The sequence below is a fragment of the Novosphingobium resinovorum genome, from assembly GCF_027922145.1.
GTDB classification, from domain to species: domain Bacteria; phylum Pseudomonadota; class Alphaproteobacteria; order Sphingomonadales; family Sphingomonadaceae; genus Novosphingobium; species Novosphingobium resinovorum.
The window spans coordinates 64,300-82,634 of the sequence record NZ_BSFC01000011.1; the positions used below are offsets into that span (position 1 = coordinate 64,300).

Annotated in this window: 16 protein-coding genes; 5 read left to right on the forward strand and 11 right to left on the reverse strand. The window is 67.2% G+C overall.

Translation table 11 applies throughout. From position 1 onward, the window contains the following. Positions 1-13: 13 nt before the first annotated feature. The gene (locus PKE80_RS05225; protein ID WP_008828846.1) at positions 14-274 is read left to right on the forward strand and encodes a hypothetical protein; all 261 of its coding nucleotides are present in this window, start codon (positions 14-16) and stop codon (positions 272-274) included. On the opposite strand, the gene PKE80_RS05230 is transcribed toward PKE80_RS05225, so the two are convergent. The 8 genes from PKE80_RS05230 to PKE80_RS05265 form a co-directional block, all read right to left on the reverse strand. Then, entirely contained in the window at positions 271-1,530 is a 1,260-nt protein-coding gene (locus tag PKE80_RS05230) for a class I SAM-dependent RNA methyltransferase (protein WP_271181598.1), read from the reverse strand. The genes PKE80_RS05225 and PKE80_RS05230 overlap by 4 nt on opposite strands. 145 nt (positions 1,531-1,675) lie before the next feature. Then, complete coding sequence (locus tag PKE80_RS05235) at positions 1,676-3,073, reverse strand: NAD(P)H-hydrate dehydratase (RefSeq protein ID WP_271181599.1); 1,398 nt, start codon at positions 3,071-3,073, stop codon at positions 1,676-1,678. Then, complete coding sequence (locus tag PKE80_RS05240; protein WP_271181600.1) at positions 3,060-3,425, reverse strand: hypothetical protein; 366 nt, start codon at positions 3,423-3,425, stop codon at positions 3,060-3,062. The genes PKE80_RS05235 and PKE80_RS05240 overlap by 14 nt, the downstream gene beginning before the upstream one ends. Before the next feature lie 416 nt (positions 3,426-3,841). Then, positions 3,842-5,698, reverse strand: coding sequence for a dihydroxy-acid dehydratase (gene ilvD, locus PKE80_RS05245; protein ID WP_271181601.1), 1,857 nt, complete (start codon positions 5,696-5,698; stop codon positions 3,842-3,844). Between the two features lie 115 nt (positions 5,699-5,813). Continuing rightward, positions 5,814-6,536, reverse strand: a complete 723-nt coding sequence (locus PKE80_RS05250; protein ID WP_271181602.1) for an N-formylglutamate amidohydrolase — start codon at positions 6,534-6,536, stop codon at positions 5,814-5,816. 30 nt (positions 6,537-6,566) lie between these two features. Next, positions 6,567-7,373, reverse strand: a complete 807-nt coding sequence (locus tag PKE80_RS05255) for a 4-(cytidine 5'-diphospho)-2-C-methyl-D-erythritol kinase (protein ID WP_271181603.1) — start codon at positions 7,371-7,373, stop codon at positions 6,567-6,569. Then, positions 7,370-7,807 (reverse strand): endonuclease domain-containing protein, encoded by a 438-nt coding sequence (locus PKE80_RS05260; protein ID WP_271181604.1) that lies wholly within the window; start codon positions 7,805-7,807, stop codon positions 7,370-7,372. The genes PKE80_RS05255 and PKE80_RS05260 overlap by 4 nt, the downstream gene beginning before the upstream one ends. A 113-nt stretch (positions 7,808-7,920) precedes the next feature. Further along, positions 7,921-9,567, reverse strand: a complete 1,647-nt coding sequence (locus PKE80_RS05265) for an electron transfer flavoprotein-ubiquinone oxidoreductase (RefSeq protein WP_271181605.1) — start codon at positions 9,565-9,567, stop codon at positions 7,921-7,923. A gap of 91 nt (positions 9,568-9,658) precedes the next feature. On the opposite strand from PKE80_RS05265, the gene PKE80_RS05270 reads away from it, so the two are divergent. The 3 genes from PKE80_RS05270 to moaB are packed head-to-tail and all read left to right on the forward strand — an operon-like array spanning position 9,659 to position 12,763. Next, positions 9,659-10,405 carry a uracil-DNA glycosylase family protein gene (locus tag PKE80_RS05270; protein WP_271181606.1) on the forward strand — a complete coding sequence of 249 codons (747 nt, stop codon included), beginning with the start codon at positions 9,659-9,661 and terminating at the stop codon, positions 10,403-10,405. A gap of 59 nt (positions 10,406-10,464) precedes the next feature. After that, on the forward strand, positions 10,465-12,252 hold the full coding sequence (locus tag PKE80_RS05275) for a lytic transglycosylase domain-containing protein (RefSeq protein ID WP_271181607.1): 1,788 nt from the start codon (positions 10,465-10,467) through the stop codon (positions 12,250-12,252). Continuing rightward, positions 12,236-12,763, forward strand: coding sequence for a molybdenum cofactor biosynthesis protein B (moaB, locus tag PKE80_RS05280; RefSeq protein ID WP_271181608.1), 528 nt, complete (start codon positions 12,236-12,238; stop codon positions 12,761-12,763). The genes PKE80_RS05275 and moaB overlap by 17 nt, the downstream gene beginning before the upstream one ends. On the opposite strand, the gene PKE80_RS05285 is transcribed toward moaB, so the two are convergent. Further along, positions 12,760-13,608: an arylamine N-acetyltransferase family protein gene (locus tag PKE80_RS05285; RefSeq protein ID WP_271181609.1), complete on the reverse strand. Its 849-nt coding sequence runs from the start codon at positions 13,606-13,608 to the stop codon at positions 12,760-12,762. The genes moaB and PKE80_RS05285 overlap by 4 nt on opposite strands. 195 nt (positions 13,609-13,803) lie before the next feature. On the opposite strand from PKE80_RS05285, the gene malQ reads away from it, so the two are divergent. Continuing rightward, complete coding sequence (malQ, locus tag PKE80_RS05290) at positions 13,804-15,798, forward strand: 4-alpha-glucanotransferase (RefSeq protein ID WP_271181610.1); 1,995 nt, start codon at positions 13,804-13,806, stop codon at positions 15,796-15,798. On the opposite strand, the gene PKE80_RS05295 is transcribed toward malQ, so the two are convergent. Together PKE80_RS05295 and PKE80_RS05300 are read right to left on the reverse strand one after the other, a co-directional pair. Next, entirely contained in the window at positions 15,788-16,945 is a 1,158-nt protein-coding gene (locus PKE80_RS05295; RefSeq protein WP_271181611.1) for an alpha-hydroxy acid oxidase, read from the reverse strand. The genes malQ and PKE80_RS05295 overlap by 11 nt on opposite strands. Beyond that, positions 16,942-18,249, reverse strand: coding sequence for an NtaA/DmoA family FMN-dependent monooxygenase (locus PKE80_RS05300; protein WP_271181612.1), 1,308 nt, complete (start codon positions 18,247-18,249; stop codon positions 16,942-16,944). Before PKE80_RS05300 ends, PKE80_RS05295 begins: the two co-directional genes overlap by 4 nt. Positions 18,250-18,335 lie beyond the last annotated feature (86 nt).

Consider the following 18,335-nt stretch of genomic DNA (forward strand, 5'->3'; position numbering starts at 1 on the left):
CTAGTACGGCACCATGGATTTCGACGACCAGCTGCGCCGCTACTTCGCCACCGAAGACCTTTCCACCGTCACCCCCGCCGCAATCGAGGCCGGGGTGGAGCGGATGAAGGTCGATTTCGGCATGGAGCAGGACAAGGGCCGCCGCTTCGCGCTCTGGACCTTCATGTACATCCTCGGCTCCGCGCCCGACCTCGACGTCGCGTTCGAGACCGAGGACGAACGCAACGCCGCGCGCGATTTCATGGACATGATGGCGCAAATGGGCGCGGATTAACCGCGCTCGAAATAGCTCGCCAGTTCTACATGAGTGGACCAGCGGAACTGGCCGACCGGACGCAGTTCCACCAGCCGGAAGCCCGCCTCGACCAGCCGCGCGGCATCGCGTGACCAGCTCGACGGATTGCAGCTCACGTAGACCACGCGATTGACGGTGGAATCGGCGATGCAGTCCACCTGCTCGCGCGCGCCGGCCCGCGGCGGGTCGAGCACGACGGCGGCGAAACGGCTCAGTTCGTCGGGCTGCAGCGGGTTGCGGAACAAGTCGCGGTGGACGCTGAACACCGGCAGCTGCGCGCGGTCGGCGCCCGCCTTGCAGGCATAGTGCACGTCGCGCGCGGCTTCGGCGGCCAGCACCTTGGTCTCCGGCCCGGCCAGCGCGAAGGCGAACGTGCCCAGCCCCGAGAACAGGTCCGCCACCGTCGGCGCGCCCGCCAGCCACTCGCGCGCGGCGCCCACCAGCGCCTCCTCGCCATCCAGCGTCGCCTGCAGGAAGGTGCCGGGGGGAAACGGCACTTTGACGCCGCCGAGCGTCACCGTGACGGGCACCGGCTCCCACACCGTCTCGAAGCCGTAGCCGCCGTCCATCGTCAGGCGCGCCAGCTTGTGTTCGCGCGCGAAGTCCAGCATCGCCTCGGTGGCCGCAAGGCCCTCGGCGGTGAGGCCCTTGACGCCGAGGTCGATGCCCTGGTCCACCAGCGTCATCTCGATGTCGGCGGCCATGCGCGCCTGCACCTTGCCAGGCGCGGGCCTGCCATGGCGCCCCTTCTTGACGGGCGCGGCCTTGCCCATGGTGATGAGCAGCTTGCGCAGCGGCCCCAGCAACGCGACGATCTCGGGCACGAGGACGTGGCATTCCTGCACTTCGACCAGCCGGTGCGACTTCGCCTCGCGGAAGCCGATCACCACGCGCCCGCCCGAGCTTTCCGCGCGCAGCGAGGCCCGGCGGCGCGACGACGGCGGCGAGAGATGCGGCGCGGCGAGCGCCTGCGTCCCCAATTCCTGCGAGGCGGCGGCATTGGCCACCCGCGCCTCGACGAAGGCCGTCAGGCTTTCTTCGTCGAGCTGCTGCAGCTGGCACCCCCCGCACTGGCCGAAGTGGCGACAAGGCGGCTCGACATGATGCGGCCCCCATTCGAGCGTGTCGTCGATGCGCAGCTTGTCGCCGGGCGCGGCGCCCCAGGCGAAACGGCCGGACGCGGTGACGCCGTCGCCCTTGGAGGCGATGCGCAGGATCTCTTCGGATTCGGTCATGGTTCCCGCGCGTATGCCCACCCCCAGCCCCTCCCGCAAGCGGGAGGGGAGAATATGGGGCAGCCCCTCCCGCAAGCAGGAGGAGAGAAAGAGCGCGCTACCTGCTCCCCTCCCGCTTGCAGGAGGGGCCGGGGGTGGGCTTGTCCTACAGGCACGCAGCAAGCGCCAGCGGCACCGCCTCGGCCAGTTGCCCCGCCGTGAACGCAGGCGGGCAGAGCCGCGCCGCCTCACCGTGCAGCCAGACGCCCTCGCAGGCAGCGTCGAACGCCTCCCGTCCCGTGGCGAGACGGCTGGCAATCACCCCCGCCAGCACATCTCCGGTGCCCGCAGTTGAGAGCCACGAGCTTGCCCGCATCGCACAAGCGAGCCTGCCGTCGGGCGCGGCGATCACCGTATCCGGCCCCTTGGCCACGACCACCATCCCGCTCGCCTCCGCCAGCGCGAGAGCACGCTCGGGCCGCGTCCCCGCACCGTCGAGATCGAAAGCCCGCTCCAGCGCGACGAGTTCGCCTTCGTGCGGCGTGGCGATGACGGAGGCCTCGCGCCCTGCGAGGTGACGCGGCGCCAGCAGAACCAGCGCATCGGCATCGACCACCACCGGCACCCCATCCGCCAGAGCCACCGCCAGCCGTTCGCGCGCGGTCGCATCGCGCCCCAGGCCCGGCCCGACCAGCACCGCCGTGTGGCGATCGTCGGCCAACACCTCGCTCAGCGCACCCTGATCGACGACGAGGTCGGCGGGCACATTGCGCTTGCTCTCGGCGAAGAGCTTCACGTAGCCCGCCCCTGCCCGCTGCGCCGCGATTCCTGCGAGCACCGCCGCGCCGGGCATCGCCCCGCCGACGACCGCCAGCAGCCCGCGCCGGTACTTGTGCGCATCCGGCGCCGGAGCGCGCAACTGCGGTCGCGCGACTGCGAGGGCAGCCCCCCGCACCGCGTCGACGCCGATCGGCACGCGCTGGAGCCGCCCCATCCGGGCGCTAGAAGGCATCAGGAAATGCGCGAATTTCCATGCGCCGAGCGCGATGGTCAGGTCGTAGGCGGGCAAACCCTCACCCAGCAGCATGCCCGAATCGGACTGTACCCCACTCGGCATGTCCACCGCCACGCGGCGCGGATGCGTTTCGGCCAGCCGCGTGAGCAAGGCGAGGTGCTCCTGAGACAACGGCCGCGTCAGTCCGGTGCCGAAAAGACAATCGACCAGCACTTCGCCCTTCGCCTCGGAATCGGTCTCGACCACGTCTCCGCCGAACAGCGCGCGCGCCTTGCGGCAGGCGTCGGTGGCAGGCTCGGCCGCCGCGACGACGACGGCATGGCCGCCCCGCTCGCGAATGGCCTCGGCAATGACGTAGCCGTCGCCGCCGTTGTTGCCCGGGCCGCAGAGCACCGTCACCTTGTGCCGCCCCGCCATGCGCCAGATCCATTCGGCGGCGCCACGCCCCGCCACCTGCATCAGCGCATCGACGCTGGTGCCGGCGTCGATCAACGCCTGCTCCGCCGCACGCATCTGCCCGGCTTTGAGGATCTGTCTATCGCGGGACATCGTGCTTCACCGTCGCGGGAAAGAGGTAGCGATCGGTGCCCACGGTAACGTCGAGCCGGTCGCCGGCAAGGCGCACCTTCGGCGGCGTGGCGCTGTCCTTGGTGGTCACTCCCACACCGCCCTTCGCGACCGCGAACCGGCGATAACCGCCATCGGGGTGGTGCACGACAAGCGTGAGCGCACCGTCCTTCTCGACCCGCTCCACCGAGCAGGCGGGCTTGAGTTCGGGCTCTCCTCCCACGGCGCAGTCGATGTGCTCGAGCGCTACGGCAACGGGAGCGGGCTCGTCACTGCGCGAGCAGGCGGCGAGAAGGAGGACGGCACAGGCCAGCGGCGGGAGCTTGGCGGTCATGGCATAAATCATAACGCCCGAAACGCGCGGGGCAATGTCAGGCTGCGAGATCACCACATCGTCATTGCACAGCCGGCTCAGGCATCCCGAACAAGCTCCCTCGCAGGCCCTTTCGTCCGCCATCCTCAATGCTGAGCCGAAACCGGCCTTTCCGGATGCGCCCCGTTGCGGGCCTTGTTGCATCCTCCCTGTTGCGAAGCAATGGGGAGGGGGACCGCTCGCGCAGCGAGTGGTGGAGGGGGGAAACCCCTCCGTCAGCCCTGCGGGTTGCCACCTCCCCATCGCTGCGCGACAGGGAGGATATATGGCAACTTTCTACCCATTCCTGCCATTGGGGTCATCGTTCGCACGCCCCGATAACCACAAACGGTCCAACCCCAAAATGTCCCCGCGCACCAAACACGGGCGCAGCGACCTCAACCCCGCTTGAGCTGCGTCACGTCGCGCACCGCGCCCTTCGAGGCGCTGGTGGTCATCGCCGCGTAAGCCTGTAGCGCCGCCGAAACCTTGCGCGGGCGCAGGTGCACCGGCGACCATGCATCGGCGCCGCGCGCCTCCTGCTGCGAACGGCGGTGCGCCATGACCTCGTCCGAGATCATCAGGTTGATGGTACGGCCGGGGATGTCGATCTCGATCGTGTCGCCGTTCTCGACCAGCCCAATCTCGCCGCCTTCCGCCGCTTCGGGCGAGGCGTGGCCGATCGAGAGGCCCGAAGTGCCGCCCGAGAAGCGCCCGTCCGTCAGCAGCGCACACGCCTTCCCAAGTCCCTTCGACTTGAGGTAGCTGGTGGGGTAGAGCATTTCCTGCATGCCCGGCCCGCCGCGCGGTCCCTCGTAGCGGATCACCACGACGGTTTCCGCCACGACTTCGCCGCCGAGGATGCCCGCCACCGCCGCGTCCTGCGATTCGTAGACCCGCGCAGTGCCGGTGAACTTCAGGATCGAGTCATCCACGCCCGCCGTCTTCACGATGCAGCCGTCGCGCGCGATGTTGCCATAGAGCACCGCGATGCCGCCGTCCTGGCTGAAGGCGTGTTCCTTGGAGCGGATCACGCCGTTCTCACGGTCGAGGTCGAGTTCCTTCCAGCGCGCCGACTGGCTAAACGCGGTCTGCGTCGGCACGCCGCCGGGCGCGGCCTTGTAGAATTCCTGGACCGAAGCCTCGGTGGTACGGCTGGTGTCCCAGCGCTCGATCGCCTCGCCCAGCGTGCGGGTGTGGACGGTCGGCAGGTCGGTGTGCAGCAGGCCCGCCCGCTCCAGCTGGCCGAGGATCGCGTAGATGCCGCCGGCGCGGTGGACGTCCTCCATATGGACGTCGGCCTTGGCCGGAGCGACCTTCGACAGGCACGGCACCTGACGGCTCAGGCGGTCGATGTCGGCCATCGTGAAGTCCACGCCCGCCTCGTGCGCGGCAGCCAGCAGGTGCAGCACGGTGTTGGTCGAGCCGCCCATCGCGATGTCGAGGCTCATGGCGTTCTCGAACGCCTCGAAGCTGGCGATGTTGCGCGGCAGCACGGAGGCATCGTCCTGCTCATAATAGCGCTGGCACATGTCCACCGCGACGCGGCCCGCCTCCAGGAACAGGCGCTCGCGGTCCGAGTGAGTCGCCAGCGTCGAGCCGTTGCCCGGCAGCGAGAGGCCCAGCGCTTCGGTGAGGCAGTTCATCGAGTTCGCGGTGAACATGCCCGAGCACGACCCGCAGGTCGGGCAGGCCGAGCGCTCGATCGTCTTCACTTCCTCGTCGGTATAGCTTTCGTCGGCGGCGGCGACCATCGCATCGACCAGATCGAGCGCGTGCTCCTTGCCGCGCAGCACCACCTTGCCTGCCTCCATCGGCCCGCCTGAGACGAACACGGCGGGGATGTTCAGGCGCATCGCGGCCATCAGCATGCCGGGGGTGATCTTGTCGCAGTTGGAGATGCAGACCATCGCGTCGGCGCAGTGGGCGTTGACCATGTACTCGACGCTGTCGGCGATGAGGTCGCGGCTGGGCAGCGAATAGAGCATGCCGTCATGGCCCATGGCGATGCCGTCATCGACCGCGATGGTGTTGAATTCCTTGGCGACGCCGCCCGCCGCCTCGATCTCGCGCGCGACCAACTGGCCCAAATCCTTGAGGTGGACGTGGCCGGGCACGAACTGCGTGAACGAATTCACCACCGCGACGATCGGCTTGCCGAAATCGCCGTCCTTCATGCCCGTCGCGCGCCAGAGCCCGCGCGCACCCGCCATGTTGCGGCCGTGAGTCGAGGTGCGTGAACGAAGGGCGGGCATTGTCGGAACTCCAGCAGTCATGGGCGCGGGTTTTCGCGCAAGTTTTCACACTATGTTGGAGCCGCCCCTACACGGTGATTGATTTCAATTCAACGTGAGTTTTTGCAATTATATTTCATGCGAGTTTCTCGACCACTGCCGCGCAGAGCCGCGTCATCACGTCGGCCCACTCCGCCTGCCCCTCTTCCTCGGCGATCAAGTCCTGGCGGATCTCGATGCTGAGATAAGGCAATCCGTTCGGTTCGGCATGGCGGTTCATCGAGGCGTTGAGCAGCTTGCCCGAGTACGGCTCCTGATCGCCGGTAACGAAGCCCTGCCCCTCCAGCCAGGGAATGGCGATGCGCGCGGCGCGCTCATCCTGGTTGTAGAGGACGCCGACCTGCCATGGGCGCGGCTTGGTGCAGGTGGCAAGGCCCGGCGTGAAGCTGTGCAGCGAGAGGATCAGCGCCGGGGGCGTCTCCCGCAGCTGCGCGGCAAGGGCCTGGTGGTAGGGATCGAACAGCCGGTCCACCCGCGCCTGCCGCTCCTCTTTGGTGAGGACATTGCCGGGGATGACGTAACCGTCGCTGATCTCAGGCATCATGCCGGGAACGTCGTGCGTACGGTTGAAGTCGCAGACGAGGCGGCTGACGTTGCCCAGCCACGCGGCGGTTCCGGCCTGCACCATGCGTTCGGCGATGGCGGCGACGCCGATGTCGATGGCGATGTGCTCGTCGAGCAGCGCGTCCTCTATGCCGAGGTCGATGTCGTCCGGCACGCGGTTGGAGGCATGGTCCGATACGACCAGAACGCCGCCGGTAACGGGCGTGCCGAGCAGGCGGTGGTATTCGGTTTCCAAGTCTGCCTCCGAAGGTTGCGCGCCGCGACCTTACCGCAACTTGCCCGCCATTTTCCACCAGTGGGGTTGAGTTTCGGCCAGCTTATCCCACGCCGCCTGCAATTGCGCCTCGCTGTCGTAAAGCGCAAAGCACGTCGCGCCCGAGCCCGACATGCGGGCGAGGAACGGCTCGGTCGCCCGCAAAGCTGCCAGCACATCGGCGACCGGAGGGCATATCGCGATGGCCGGAGCCTCCAGGTCGTTGCGGCCTTCCAGCGCGATCTTGCGGACGGACCCTGTCGGCATTTCGCCGCGGTCGACGCCGTCCCAGGCCTTGAAGACCGGGCCGGTCGGCACGCCCACGCGCGGGTTGATCAGCAAGACCGGTGTGCCGGTCAGGTCGCTCTCGATAGCCTGGAGGTCGGTGCCGGTGCCGGTGCCGATGCAGGTGGTGGACAGGACGCAGGCGGGCACGTCGGCACCCAGGTTCGCGGCGCGGGCCTGCCAGTCGTCGGGGAGGCCGTGGCTGCGCTCCACCATGCGGAACACCGCGCCCGCGTCAGCGGAACCACCGCCGAGGCCAGCCGCGACGGGGAGGCGCTTTTCGAGGTCGACGGCCCAGCCTTTTCCGTGCGGCAATGCAGACAAAGCCTTGGCGACGATGTTGCCGAAAGGATCGTCGATCTTGGCTGCGAACTCGCCATGGGTGGAGAGGCGGTCAGCCTCAACCGGGGAGGCGCTCAGACGGTCGCCGTCATCGACGAAGGCGAACAGCGTTTCGAGTTCGTGATACCCGTCCTCACGCCGACGACGGACATGCAGCGCGAGGTTGATCTTGGCATAGGCGGTTTCGTTCACGCGCCATCCTCCCCCTGCGGGGGAGGGGGACCATCCGCAGGATGGTGGAGGGGCACAGGCCGCACCTCGCGCCCTCGCCGCAAGCGCTCCCGGCAGACCTCGACAATGCGTATAATCGCCACGTTCACGTCCTCCAGCACGACCTTCGCGGGAACCCGCAATGTCGCCACGCCCTGCGAGCGCAGGAAGTGCGAGCGGGCCGCGTCCCGGTCTGCTGCGCGCATAGAGTCGTGCGCGAAACCGTCAACCTCGATGGCAAGCGAAGCGGCGGCGCAGTAGAAATCGAGGATGAAGTTTCCCGCCGGATGCTGGCGGCGGAACTTGAAGCCTGCCGGGCGCTTGCGCAGTTCATGCCAGAGCAGGACTTCGGGCAGCGTCATCTCGCCGCGCAGCTTGCGGGCGAGCCTTACGCTGCGGCGCGGGCCGGTAATCATAGGCCGAGGCTATCGGGGTGGCGGCTGCGTGGCGCGTTAAATTCGCGTCACGTAAGCCGCCTGTGCCCCTCCACCATGCTTCGCATGGTCCCCCTCCCCGTTTCGGGGAGGATTTACATGTTCGGGTAGTTCGGGCCGCCGCCGCCTTCGGGGGTGACCCATTCGATATTCTGCGTGGGGTCCTTGATGTCGCAGGTCTTGCAGTGGACGCAGTTCTGCGCGTTGATCTGCAGCTTCGGCCCATCGCCCGCGTCGAGGAACTCGTAGACCCCCGCCGGGCAATACCGCGCCTCAGGCCCCGCATAGACCGGCAGGTTCACCGCAGTCGGGATGCTCGGGTCCTTCAGCTTGAGGTGGACCGGCTGGTCCTCCTCATGGTTGGTGAACGAATACGACACGCTGGTCAGGCGATCGAAGCTGATGACGCCGTCGGGCTTGGGATAGGCGATCGGCTTGTACAAGTCGGCGCGCTGCGTCTCGCTCGCGTCGGTGTGATGCTTCATCGGCTTGGCGAGGCCGAAGCCGAACAGCGTGCGCAGCCACATGTCAGCGCCCGCGAGAATCGTGCCCAGTTCGCCGCCCCACTTCGCCACCATCGGCTCGGCGTTCTGGACGAGCTTGAGTTCCTTGGCGATCCAGCTGGAGCGCACCGCGTCGTCGTAGTCTTGCAGGGTGTCCTGCTCACGGCCCGCCTTGATGGCGGCGGCGATGGATTCGGCCGCCAGCATGCCGCTCTTCATCGCGGTGTGCGTGCCCTTGATGCGCGGCACGTTGACGAAGCCCGCCGAGCAGCCCGCCAGCACACCGCCGGGGAACGCCAGTTGCGGCACCGACTGCCAGCCGCCCTCGTTGATCGCGCGCGCGCCGTAGGCGACGCGCTTGCCACCTTCGAGGATCGCGCGGATTTCCGGGTGCTGCTTCCAGCGCTGGAATTCCTCGAACGGGTATATGTACGGGTTCTTGTAATCGAGCGCGGTCACGAAGCCGAGCGCCACCTGGTTGTTGGCCTGGTGGTAGAGGAAACCGCCGCCCCAGGCGTCGTTCTCGCTCATCGGCCAGCCCTGGGTGTGGATCACGCGGCCGGGGACGTGCTTGTCCGCCGGGATGTCCCACAGTTCCTTGATGCCGATGCCGTAGATCTGCGGCTCGCTGTTGGCTTCGAGGTTGTACTTTGCCTTCAGGCGCTTGGTCAGGTGGCCGCGCGCGCCTTCGCAGAACACGGTGTACTTGCCCAGCAGGTTCATGCCCGGCTGGTAGTCCCCCTTGGGATTACCCTCGCGGTCGACGCCCATGTCGCCAGTCTGCACGCCGATCACGGCGCCGGCATCGTCATAGAGTATCTCGGCGGCGGGGAAGCCCGGGAAGATCTCGATCTCCAGCGCCTCGGCCTGCTCGGCCAGCCAGCGGCACAAGTTGCCCAGCGAGCCGGTGTAGTTGCCTTTGTTCGACATGAAGGGCGGCTGGATGATGTGCGGAAGGGAGAACTTGCCCTTCTTCGTCAGGTGCCAGTGCCAGTTGTCCGTCACGGGGGTTTCCGCCAGCGGGCAGCCGTCCTCGCGCCAGGTCGGCAGCAGTTCGTCGAGCGCCCTGGGGTCGATCGTGGCACCCGAAAGGATGTGCGCGCCGATCTCCGAGCCCTTCTCCAGCACGCAGACCTGCAGTTCCGGGTCCACCTGCTTGAGGCGGATCGCGGTCGCCAGACCGGCAGGTCCACCGCCGACGACGACAACGTCGTAAGGCATCTCTTCGCGTTCGATCATGGTAGCCCCGTGCATTCTTTTCGTGTTTAGTCGAGCGATTAAATTCACGAATGCCTTGATTGCTCCCGCGCATAAGGTCAAGACCCGCGCGATGGATCAACCGCCAAATCCGCAATTTCTGGACGATATCACAGGTGCGCTCGACTGGTGGCGGGACGCCGGGGTGGACTGCGACTTTCTCGACGAGCCGGTCGAATGGCTCGCCCCGCCCGAACTGGAAGGCGCCTCGCCGCCGCGCCGCCGCCCGGATCCGAAGCCCGATCCGGATGCCCCGCCGCCGCCCGCCAAGCTCGATCCCGCCAGCCTGCCCGCCGACCTCGCGGCTTTCGCACCGTGGTGGCTGTGCGAACCGCTGCTGTGCGAAGGCGGCCCCGCCGCACGCGTGGCGCCGCAGGGCAAGGCCGGTGCCGAACTGATGATCGTCGTCGAGGAACCCGAGGCCGAGGACAGCGAAACACTGCTCTCCGGCCAGCAAGGCAAGCTGCTGGACGCCATCCTTACCGCGTTCGGCACCGGGCGCGAGGACGTTTACCTTGCCAGCGCCCTGCCCCGCCATACGCCGGGCGCAGACTGGGCGGCAATGAGCGAGCGCGGAATCGGGCAGGTTCTGCGGCATCACGTGAGTTTGGTGGCTCCGAAGAGGCTGTTTGTCCTTGGTGGAAACGTCCTGCCGCTAATCGGCCACGAATCGCCGCATCGTCCTGCCATGTTAAGGACTTTCGATCATGAAGGGGGATCGATACCCCTGCTCGCCTCCTGGGCGCTGCCTGCCTTGCTCGCGCAGCCGCGTGCAAAGCCGGTGCTCTGGAGGGCCTGGCTGGATTGGACCGCGTCCTGAGAGATGCGGCCATCGGTCAGCCGGAGCAGGCGAATCGCACAGGATCGCGGGGAATACCTTTGAAACGATTTATCAGGGCCGGACTGTTTGCGGGCGCGTGTATCGCCGCCTGCGCATCGGCAGCACCGGCCTTCGCCAACAGCGCTGCTGTGGACTACTTCCGCACCCGCGCCGACCGTACCGCCGTCCCTTCGCTGCTCAGCCAGGACGATCGAACCTATTACAAGTCGATGTTCGACGCGATCGACGCGAAGGACTGGGCCACCGTCCAGAAGATGCTGGCCGACCGCCCCGATGGCCCGCTACACCAGCAGGCCCGCGCAGAATACTACCTCGCGTCCGGATCGCCCAAGATCCAGCTGAACGACCTGCAGACATGGCTTTCGCAGGGCACCGAACTGCCCGGCGCCGACCAGATCAGCCGCCTCGCGCTCAAGCGCGGCGCTGTCGGCCTCCCCTCGCTCCCAGCCGAACAGAGCTTCGCGCGCCTGCCGACCATCGCCAAGCGGGTTCGCCCCTCCTCGATCGACGACGGCACGATGCCCGCCGGGATCGCGAACGGCATCAACGACCGCATCAAGAACGACGATCCGATGGGCGCGCGCCTGCTGCTCGACGGGATCGACGCCAACCTCTCGCCCTCCTCGCAGGCCGAGTGGCGCCAGAAGGTGGCGTGGAGCTTCTACATCGAGAACCAGGATGCCAATGCATACCAGATGGCGCAGATCGCCGCGCTGGGGCAAGGCCCGTGGGTGGGCGAGGCATGGTGGACTGCCGGGCTCGCCGCATGGCGTCTGGGCGACTGCGACGGTGCTGCCGATGCTTTCGCCAAGGCCGCACGCTCGTCCGACAATGCCGAACTGACCGCCGCCTCGCATTACTGGAACAGCCGATCGCTGGTGCGCTGCCGCAAGCCCGAGCAGGCGAGCGCCGCGCTGCGCCTTGCCGCCGCGCGCGACGAGACGCTATACGGGATGCTGGCCGCCGAGCAGCTCGGCCTCAAGCTGCCCGAGCAGCACGCCGCCGCTGACTTTACGCAGGCCGACTGGCAGGCCCTGCGCGCCAGCCCCAATGTCCGCACCGCCGTCGAACTGGCGGAGATCGGCAAGGACGGCCTTGCCGACGAAGTGCTGCGCCATCAGGCCCGCATCGGCGATGCCTCGCAATATGCCCCGCTGACCCGCCTCGCGCGCGATCTCGGCCTGCCCGGCACCCAGCTGTGGATGGCCTACAACGCGCCGTACGGCGGCAAGCCCGAACCCGCGACGCGCTTCCCCACGCCCAAGTGGACCCCAGTGGGCGGCTGGAAGGTCGATCCCGCGCTGGTCTACGCGCATACGCTGCAGGAATCGGTGTTCCGCGCCGGAGCCGTCAGCCCCGCTGGCGCGCGCGGCCTGATGCAGATCATGCCCGCCGCCGCGCAGGACCATGCCGGATCGCTGGGCTACAACGGCAATGCCTCCGACCTCAACAAGCCAGAAGTCAACCTCGCCTTCGGCCAGCGCCACCTTGAAACGCTGAAGAACGATCCGGGCACGCAGGGCCTGCTGCCCAAGGTCATGGCCGCCTACAACGCCGGGCCGGTGCCGGTGCGCCGCTGGGCCACGGAAGTGAACTGCCAGGGCGACCCGCTGCTGTGGATCGAATCGCTCCCCTACTGGGAGACGCGCGGCTACGTGAACATTGTGATGCGCAACTACTGGATGTACGAACGCCAGGCGGGCGGCGCTTCGGAGAGCCGCATGGAACTGGTGCAGGGCATGTGGCCGACCTTTCCCGGCCTCGCCGGATCGGAAGGCGTTCGCATGGCCGCGAACGGAGCGATATTGCGTGGCCATCGACCCTGAGCGTACTTTCAAGCCCATCAACATAGCCCTGCTGACCGTCTCCGACACCCGCACCGCCGAGAACGACACTTCAGGCGATATCCTCGCCCAGCGTATCGTCGATGCCGGGCATAAGCTCACGCGTCGTACGATCGAACGGGACGATGCGAACCGGATCGCCGAACTGTTTAACGAATGGATCGACGACGCCGAAGTCGATGCGATCGTCTCCACTGGCGGCACGGGCCTGACCGGGCGCGATGTTACCCCCGAAGCGCTCGGTAAGCTGGGCGGGCGCGAAATTCCCGGCTTCGGCGAACTGTTCCGCTGGCTGAGCTACAAGACGATCGGCACCTCCACGGTGCAGAGCCGTGCCATGGCCATCGTCGCGCGCGGCACTTATCTGTTCGCGCTGCCTGGCTCCAACGGAGCGGTAAAGGACGGCTGGGACGGCATCCTCGCCGAACAGCTCGACAGCCGCAACCGCCCCTGCAACTTCGTGGAACTGATGCCGCGCCTGCTGGAAAGCTAAGCGAACAGCGGCAGCCTTGCGACCTCCGCCTCGCTCAGGGCGATGCCGAACAAATCGCGCAATGTCGTCGCATAGTCAGCCGCATCTGCGATTTCGCGCGTTTCGGTAATACCACCGCGATGGATGCGCAACGCTCGTTCGCTCAGCGCCGCGAAGCCCTCGGGCAGCACCACACTGGCCACATGCAGCATGGTGAAGCGCGTGTCGGGTCGGGTCGAAGTCCAGTGGTTGACCATTTCCAGATCGCCAGGCACCACTTTGGCAAGGTCGAACGTGTACTGCGCCTGCCATTCGCCATGCGGCGCAGCGCGACCGTCGGTCGCCTCCACCGGCCCGGCGCGTTCGAGCAGCCATTCGCCGTGCTGTCCGCCCATTTCGCCGATCCGCCGCAGGCGGTGCGCCGCGCCATCTCGCGTCCGCGCCTCTGCGCCGTCTTCAAGCGGCAGCGGCGGCACGTAGCTCCCGCCGAAACCGGCATCGGCAATCCATGCCCGCCCCGGCTCCGCGCGCACCAAAAGCAGCACATGCGTACGCGGCGGTGGCGGCGCATCCTCGGCCAGCCCCATCCGCACACGCGCCAGAAGCGGGCGGTTGGCCATGCCCAACGCTGCCAGCACATCGCCGTAGAGCCGGTTCTGCTCGAAACAGTATCCGCCGCGCCTCCGCACCACGAGCTTGTCGAACACGCTCGCGGAGTCGATGCGGATGCCGCGCCCAAGCGAAATGTCCAGGTTCTGGAACCCGATCGCCTGTCGATGCGCCTGCTGCAGGGCGGCAAGCCCGTCCGGATCCGCCAACGGTGTGTGCGAAAGGCCGATGCGGGCGAGGTAGCGATCGATGTCCATCATTGCGCCCTACCCGCTCCCGGCAGATGCGAGCAAGCCTGTGGATAAGCCTGGGATATAGTGCGCAGAACATGGGAAACGGCCGGGATAACATCCCTTCATCTCCACCTGATCGCGTGGCTCGCGCAAAGGCGTGATTGCCGCCGTGCTGTGCACACGCTAGCCTCCCGCTACCAGCGAGGAGCCGCCCGACGGATGCAGGAATTGCACGCACTTGCCGAGGCGATCGGCCTGCAACGGATATGGTGGGACGTCGACGGCAGAGAGCAGGTCGTAACCGACGCCTCGCTGCGCGCGATAGCGGCGGCGCTGAGTTACCCGGCCGAAAATTCTGCAGAGATCGCTGCCAGCCTCGGCCGGATTAAGGCCGAAGCTGAAAGCCCTCCCGCCATGATCGTCACCGACGTCGGCATGGAAACGCCGTTGCCGCCCAGTCTCGCAGGCGCCGAACTCACCTTGCCGGACGGCTCGGTCCAACGCCTCGATACCACGCGCTGGACGCTGCCGGCGATCGACACGCCCGGTTACTATCCACTGACCGTGAGCGGCCATGTCCTGACGCTGGCGGTCGCGCCGCACTCTTGCCCGACCGTCGCCTCGCTGGGCAAGGGCCGTATCTGGGGCGCGGCGGTCCAAATCCCCGCCCTGCGCGGCGAGCGCCCCGATGCGTTCGGGACTTTCGCGGAACTGGCCGAAGCGGTCGAAACCTTCGCCGCTCAGGGAGCGGATGCTCTCGCGATCAACCCGGTCCATGCCCTCTTCGCGGGCGACGGACGGGATTTCAGCCCCTACTCGCCTTCGAGCCGCCTTTACCTGAACGCAGCCATGGGCGATCCGGGGCTTGTTGGCCTTCCGTCGTTGCCCACCGATCAGCCGGAAGACGGGCCGCTGATAGACTGGGAAAAGGCCCTGTCCCATCGCCTCGCGCAAATGCGGGTGCTCTTCGCGGCTCTTGATGCAACGACACGGAACCGGATAGCCCGCGACAATGCCCGCGAAGGCGAAAGCTTGCAGCGACAGGCGCTCTACGATGCGCTCGACGTCCATTTGCGCGAACAAGGTGCTAAGGGCTGGCAGAACTGGCCACGCGAATTCCATGACCCGAAGGGTGAAGCCGTAGCCGCCTTCGCGCGCGACAACGCCGCCGAGGTCGAGTTCCACCTCTTCGCCCAGTGGCTGGCGCACAAGAGCCTTCGCGAAGTGCAACGACGCGCCCGCGACGCTGGCATGGCGGTGGGGTTGCTGGCGGACCTCGCGGTCGGCGTCCATACCGGCGGTGCGGATGCATGGGCCATGGGCGGCACGCTGCTGCAGGGCCTGACCATCGGCGCGCCGCCCGATCCGCTCGGGCCGCTGGGGCAGAACTGGATGCTGACCGGCTTCTCGCCGCGCGGGCTCGCGCGCAGCGGCTATGCGCCGTGGATCGCAACTATCCGCGCGGCGCTGTCCACTGCGGGCGCGCTGCGGATCGACCATGCCTTCGGCCTCGCGCGGCTATGGGTCGTGCCGGAGGGCCAGCCGTCGAGCGCGGGGGCCTACCTGCATTACCCCTTCGCGGACCTCATCCGCCTCGTCGCGCTCGAGGCGCATCTGGCGGGCGCGCTCATCGTCGCGGAAGACCTCGGCACGATGCCGCATGGTTTCGGCCCTGCGATCACCGCGCGCGGGATGCTGGGCATGCGCGTTCTCTGGTTCGAGCGCGCAGCCGACGACGGCTTCATCGGTTCGGCGGATTACGATGCACAGGCTGTCGCGATGACCGGCACACACGACACGCCCACCGTCGCCGGCTGGTGGAGCGGGCGCGACCTGCAATGGGCGCAGTGCCTCGGCCGTCTGCCTGAAGACATGACCATGGAAGAAGCCGAGGCCCGGCGTGCCTGGGATCGCGGGTTGCTCTGGGCTTCACTGACCCGCAACGCCGCCCCGCGCCCCTCCCCTGACGATCCTGCTCCCGTGATCGAAGCGGCCTTGCGCCATATTGGCGCCACTCCCTGTGGCCTGGCGATCGCGCCGCTGGAAGACCTTCTCGCCGAGCCCGAGCAACCAAACCTGCCCGGAACGATTACCGAGCATCCCAACTGGCGCCGCCGCCTGACCGCTCCGCTATCGGAACTGCTGCAGGCACCGGCGACAGCCGGACGCTTGCGAGCGCTAGATGAAGCAAGGAAGGGACCGCCTAGCTCCTGAACGTCCCCGGCATCAGGTAGCCGCGGTCCAGTTCCTCCAGTCGGCTGACGCCGACCATAGCCATGGCAACGTCGATCTCGTTGGCAAGCAGATCAATCGCGTGCCGCGCGCCGTGCTCTCCACCCGCCGCACAGCCGTAGAGCGTTGCGCGCCCGACCAATACAGCCTTCGCGCCGATCGCCAGCGCCTTGAGCACGTCCGCCCCTCGTCGCACGCCGCTGTCGAACAGCACCGTGGTGTGGTCCCCGACGGCATCGACGATGCCCGCAAGCACATCGATGGCGGGAGGCGAACTGTCGAAGTTGCGCCCGCCGTGATTCGACACCGCGATGCCATCCACCCCGTAATCGATCGCGATGCGCGCATCTTCAACGCTCAGCACGCCTTTCACGACCAGCTTGCCCGGCCAGCGGCGGCGCAGCTGCGCGACGTCGTCCCAGCACACCGAAGCCGAATTCGCTACGCGGCTGACGGTGCCGGTCAGCTTGCCGCCGACCTCGCTCGGATAATTTGCAAACTGCGGCAGCCCGCCTTCCAGGTAATAGCGGCAGATCACCGAGGTGAACCACGAGGGCCGCTTCAGGAAGTCCGACACAAGCGTCGCGTTCGGTCGGATCGGGTTGGACATGCCCGCTCGCTTGTTGAATTCCCGCAGCGGCCACATCGGCGTGTCGACCGTAAGTACCAGCACGTCCGCCCCGTTCTCCCGCGCGGCCTCGACCACCCGCCAGGACAAGTCGCGCCGTTCCCACAAGTACATCTGCATCCAGTGGCCAGACGTCGCGCATTTCGCGATGTCGGCGAAGCTGGTGGTCGAACTCGTCGTCTGCGTGAAGGGTATCCCCGCCGAGGCCGCTGCCCGTGCAATCGCTCGCTCGCCTCGGTGCCAGAGCAGATCGGATACCCCGGTCGGCGCGATAACCAGCGGCAGGGGCTGGCGGCGGCCGAACAGCTCGACCTCGGCCGAGCGCCGAGCCACGTCGCACAAGGTGCGGGGCAGGAGCTGAACCGCCTGCAGCGCCGCGACGTTGCGTTTGATCAGCAGGTCGTCCTCGGTGCCGCGCTCGATGAACTCCCAGATCGCGCGCGGCAGGCGACGCTTCGCCAGTTCCCGTACTTGCGCGATGTTGTGAGACTTGCCCCTCACGCCAGACCCAGGTTTTCACGGAAGGTCGTGCCTTCGTAATCGGTGCGATAGACGCCGTTCTTCTGGAGCACCGGCACGACCTGATCGACGAAATCGGTAACCGAACTGGCCATGACCGTCGGTGTCACGTTATAGCCATAGCACCCGGTTTCGCGCCAGATTCGCTCCATTTCGGCGGCGACCTGTTCCGGCGTACCGACGATCTGCGGCTTGCCCACCGCCAGGCCCCAGCGGATCGCGACTTCACGCAGGGTCAGGGGTTTATCGCCCTCGATCTTGGCGAAGGCCTTCATCAATCCCTGCGAGGCCTGCGTCTCGATCTCGGCGAGCGGCTGGTCCAGGTCCATCCCCGCAAAGTCGACGCCCATCGTGCCAGAGAGACGGGCGAGGCAGCCGTCGATAGGCAGCTTCTCTACGAGGTCGGCGAGCTTGCGCTTTGCCTCTTCCTCGGTGCCGCCGACGATGGGCTGGATGCCGAAGCTGACCCCGGGCGTCACCCTGCCCGCCGCCTGCGCCGCATCAGCAAGGTTGGCCATGAAGCGCTTCATCCCTGCGACATTGGGCTGGATCGAGAAAACGACGTCGGCGTGGCTCACCGCAAACTGCTGCCCCCGCCCGGAGCTGCCGGCCTGGAACAGCACCGGGCGACCCTGCGGCGAAGGCGGCACCGGCGCGACGGTCTGGCAAGAGAAGAACTCGCCCGCATGGTCGATGAACTCGACCTTGGCCGGGTCGGCGAACACCCCGGCATCCCGGTCGGCCAGGATGGCCCCCGGTTTCACCGAATTCCAGAGCTTGTAGCAGACCTCCATGTATTCGTCGGCGCGATCGTAGCGGCGGTCGTGGTCGAGTTGCTGGAGCCCGAGTGCACGATGCTCGCCGCGCAAGTGCCCGGTGACGATGTTCCAGCCGACGCGGCCGCCGGACAGGTAGTCGATGGTTCCCAGTTGGCGTACGATGGTCCAGGGCTGGTAAGCGCTGGTCGACATCGTCGTCGCCAACCCGAGGTGCGTGGTCACAGCCGCTAGCGCCGACAGCAGCACGACCGGATCGAGCGATGGCCAGCACACGCCGTACTTCACAGCGTCCTCGTGGCTGTCGCGGTAACGGTCGAAGACGCCGGGCGTGTCGGCGAAGAACATGCCGTCGAAGCGACCGCGCTCCAGTGTTCGCGCAAGATCCTGCCATAGCCTGAGGCCGTGCAGCGCGTCGAGGCGGTTGTCGCCCGGCTGCGCCCAGCTCAGCACGGTGTGATTGATAGGCGAATTGATCAGAAAGCTGACCAAATGAATGTGCTTGCTCATGCGTGTGCCTCTCCTGCACGCGTGATGGAGCGGGCAGAAAGAGGTCGCAAGGTCAATGTATACAATGAGCGGATACCAAGCAGGGT

What these genes read in the sequence shown, in the direction of transcription:
- PKE80_RS05225 (WP_008828846.1), top strand. Translation starts at nt 14, where the DNA reads ATGGATTTCGACGACCAGCTGCGCCGCTACTTCGCCACCGAAGACCTT.
- PKE80_RS05230 (WP_271181598.1), bottom strand. Translation starts at nt 1,530, where the DNA reads ATGACCGAATCCGAAGAGATCCTGCGCATCGCCTCCAAGGGCGACGGC.
- PKE80_RS05235 (WP_271181599.1), bottom strand. Translation starts at nt 3,073, where the DNA reads ATGTCCCGCGATAGACAGATCCTCAAAGCCGGGCAGATGCGTGCGGCG.
- PKE80_RS05240 (WP_271181600.1), bottom strand. Translation starts at nt 3,425, where the DNA reads ATGACCGCCAAGCTCCCGCCGCTGGCCTGTGCCGTCCTCCTTCTCGCC.
- ilvD (WP_271181601.1), bottom strand. Translation starts at nt 5,698, where the DNA reads ATGCCCGCCCTTCGTTCACGCACCTCGACTCACGGCCGCAACATGGCG.
- PKE80_RS05260 (WP_271181604.1), bottom strand. Translation starts at nt 7,807, where the DNA reads ATGATTACCGGCCCGCGCCGCAGCGTAAGGCTCGCCCGCAAGCTGCGC.
- PKE80_RS05265 (WP_271181605.1), bottom strand. Translation starts at nt 9,567, where the DNA reads ATGATCGAACGCGAAGAGATGCCTTACGACGTTGTCGTCGTCGGCGGT.
- PKE80_RS05270 (WP_271181606.1), top strand. Translation starts at nt 9,659, where the DNA reads ATGGATCAACCGCCAAATCCGCAATTTCTGGACGATATCACAGGTGCG.
- PKE80_RS05285 (WP_271181609.1), bottom strand. Translation starts at nt 13,608, where the DNA reads ATGGACATCGATCGCTACCTCGCCCGCATCGGCCTTTCGCACACACCG.
- malQ (WP_271181610.1), top strand. Translation starts at nt 13,804, where the DNA reads ATGCAGGAATTGCACGCACTTGCCGAGGCGATCGGCCTGCAACGGATA.
- PKE80_RS05300 (WP_271181612.1), bottom strand. Translation starts at nt 18,249, where the DNA reads ATGAGCAAGCACATTCATTTGGTCAGCTTTCTGATCAATTCGCCTATC.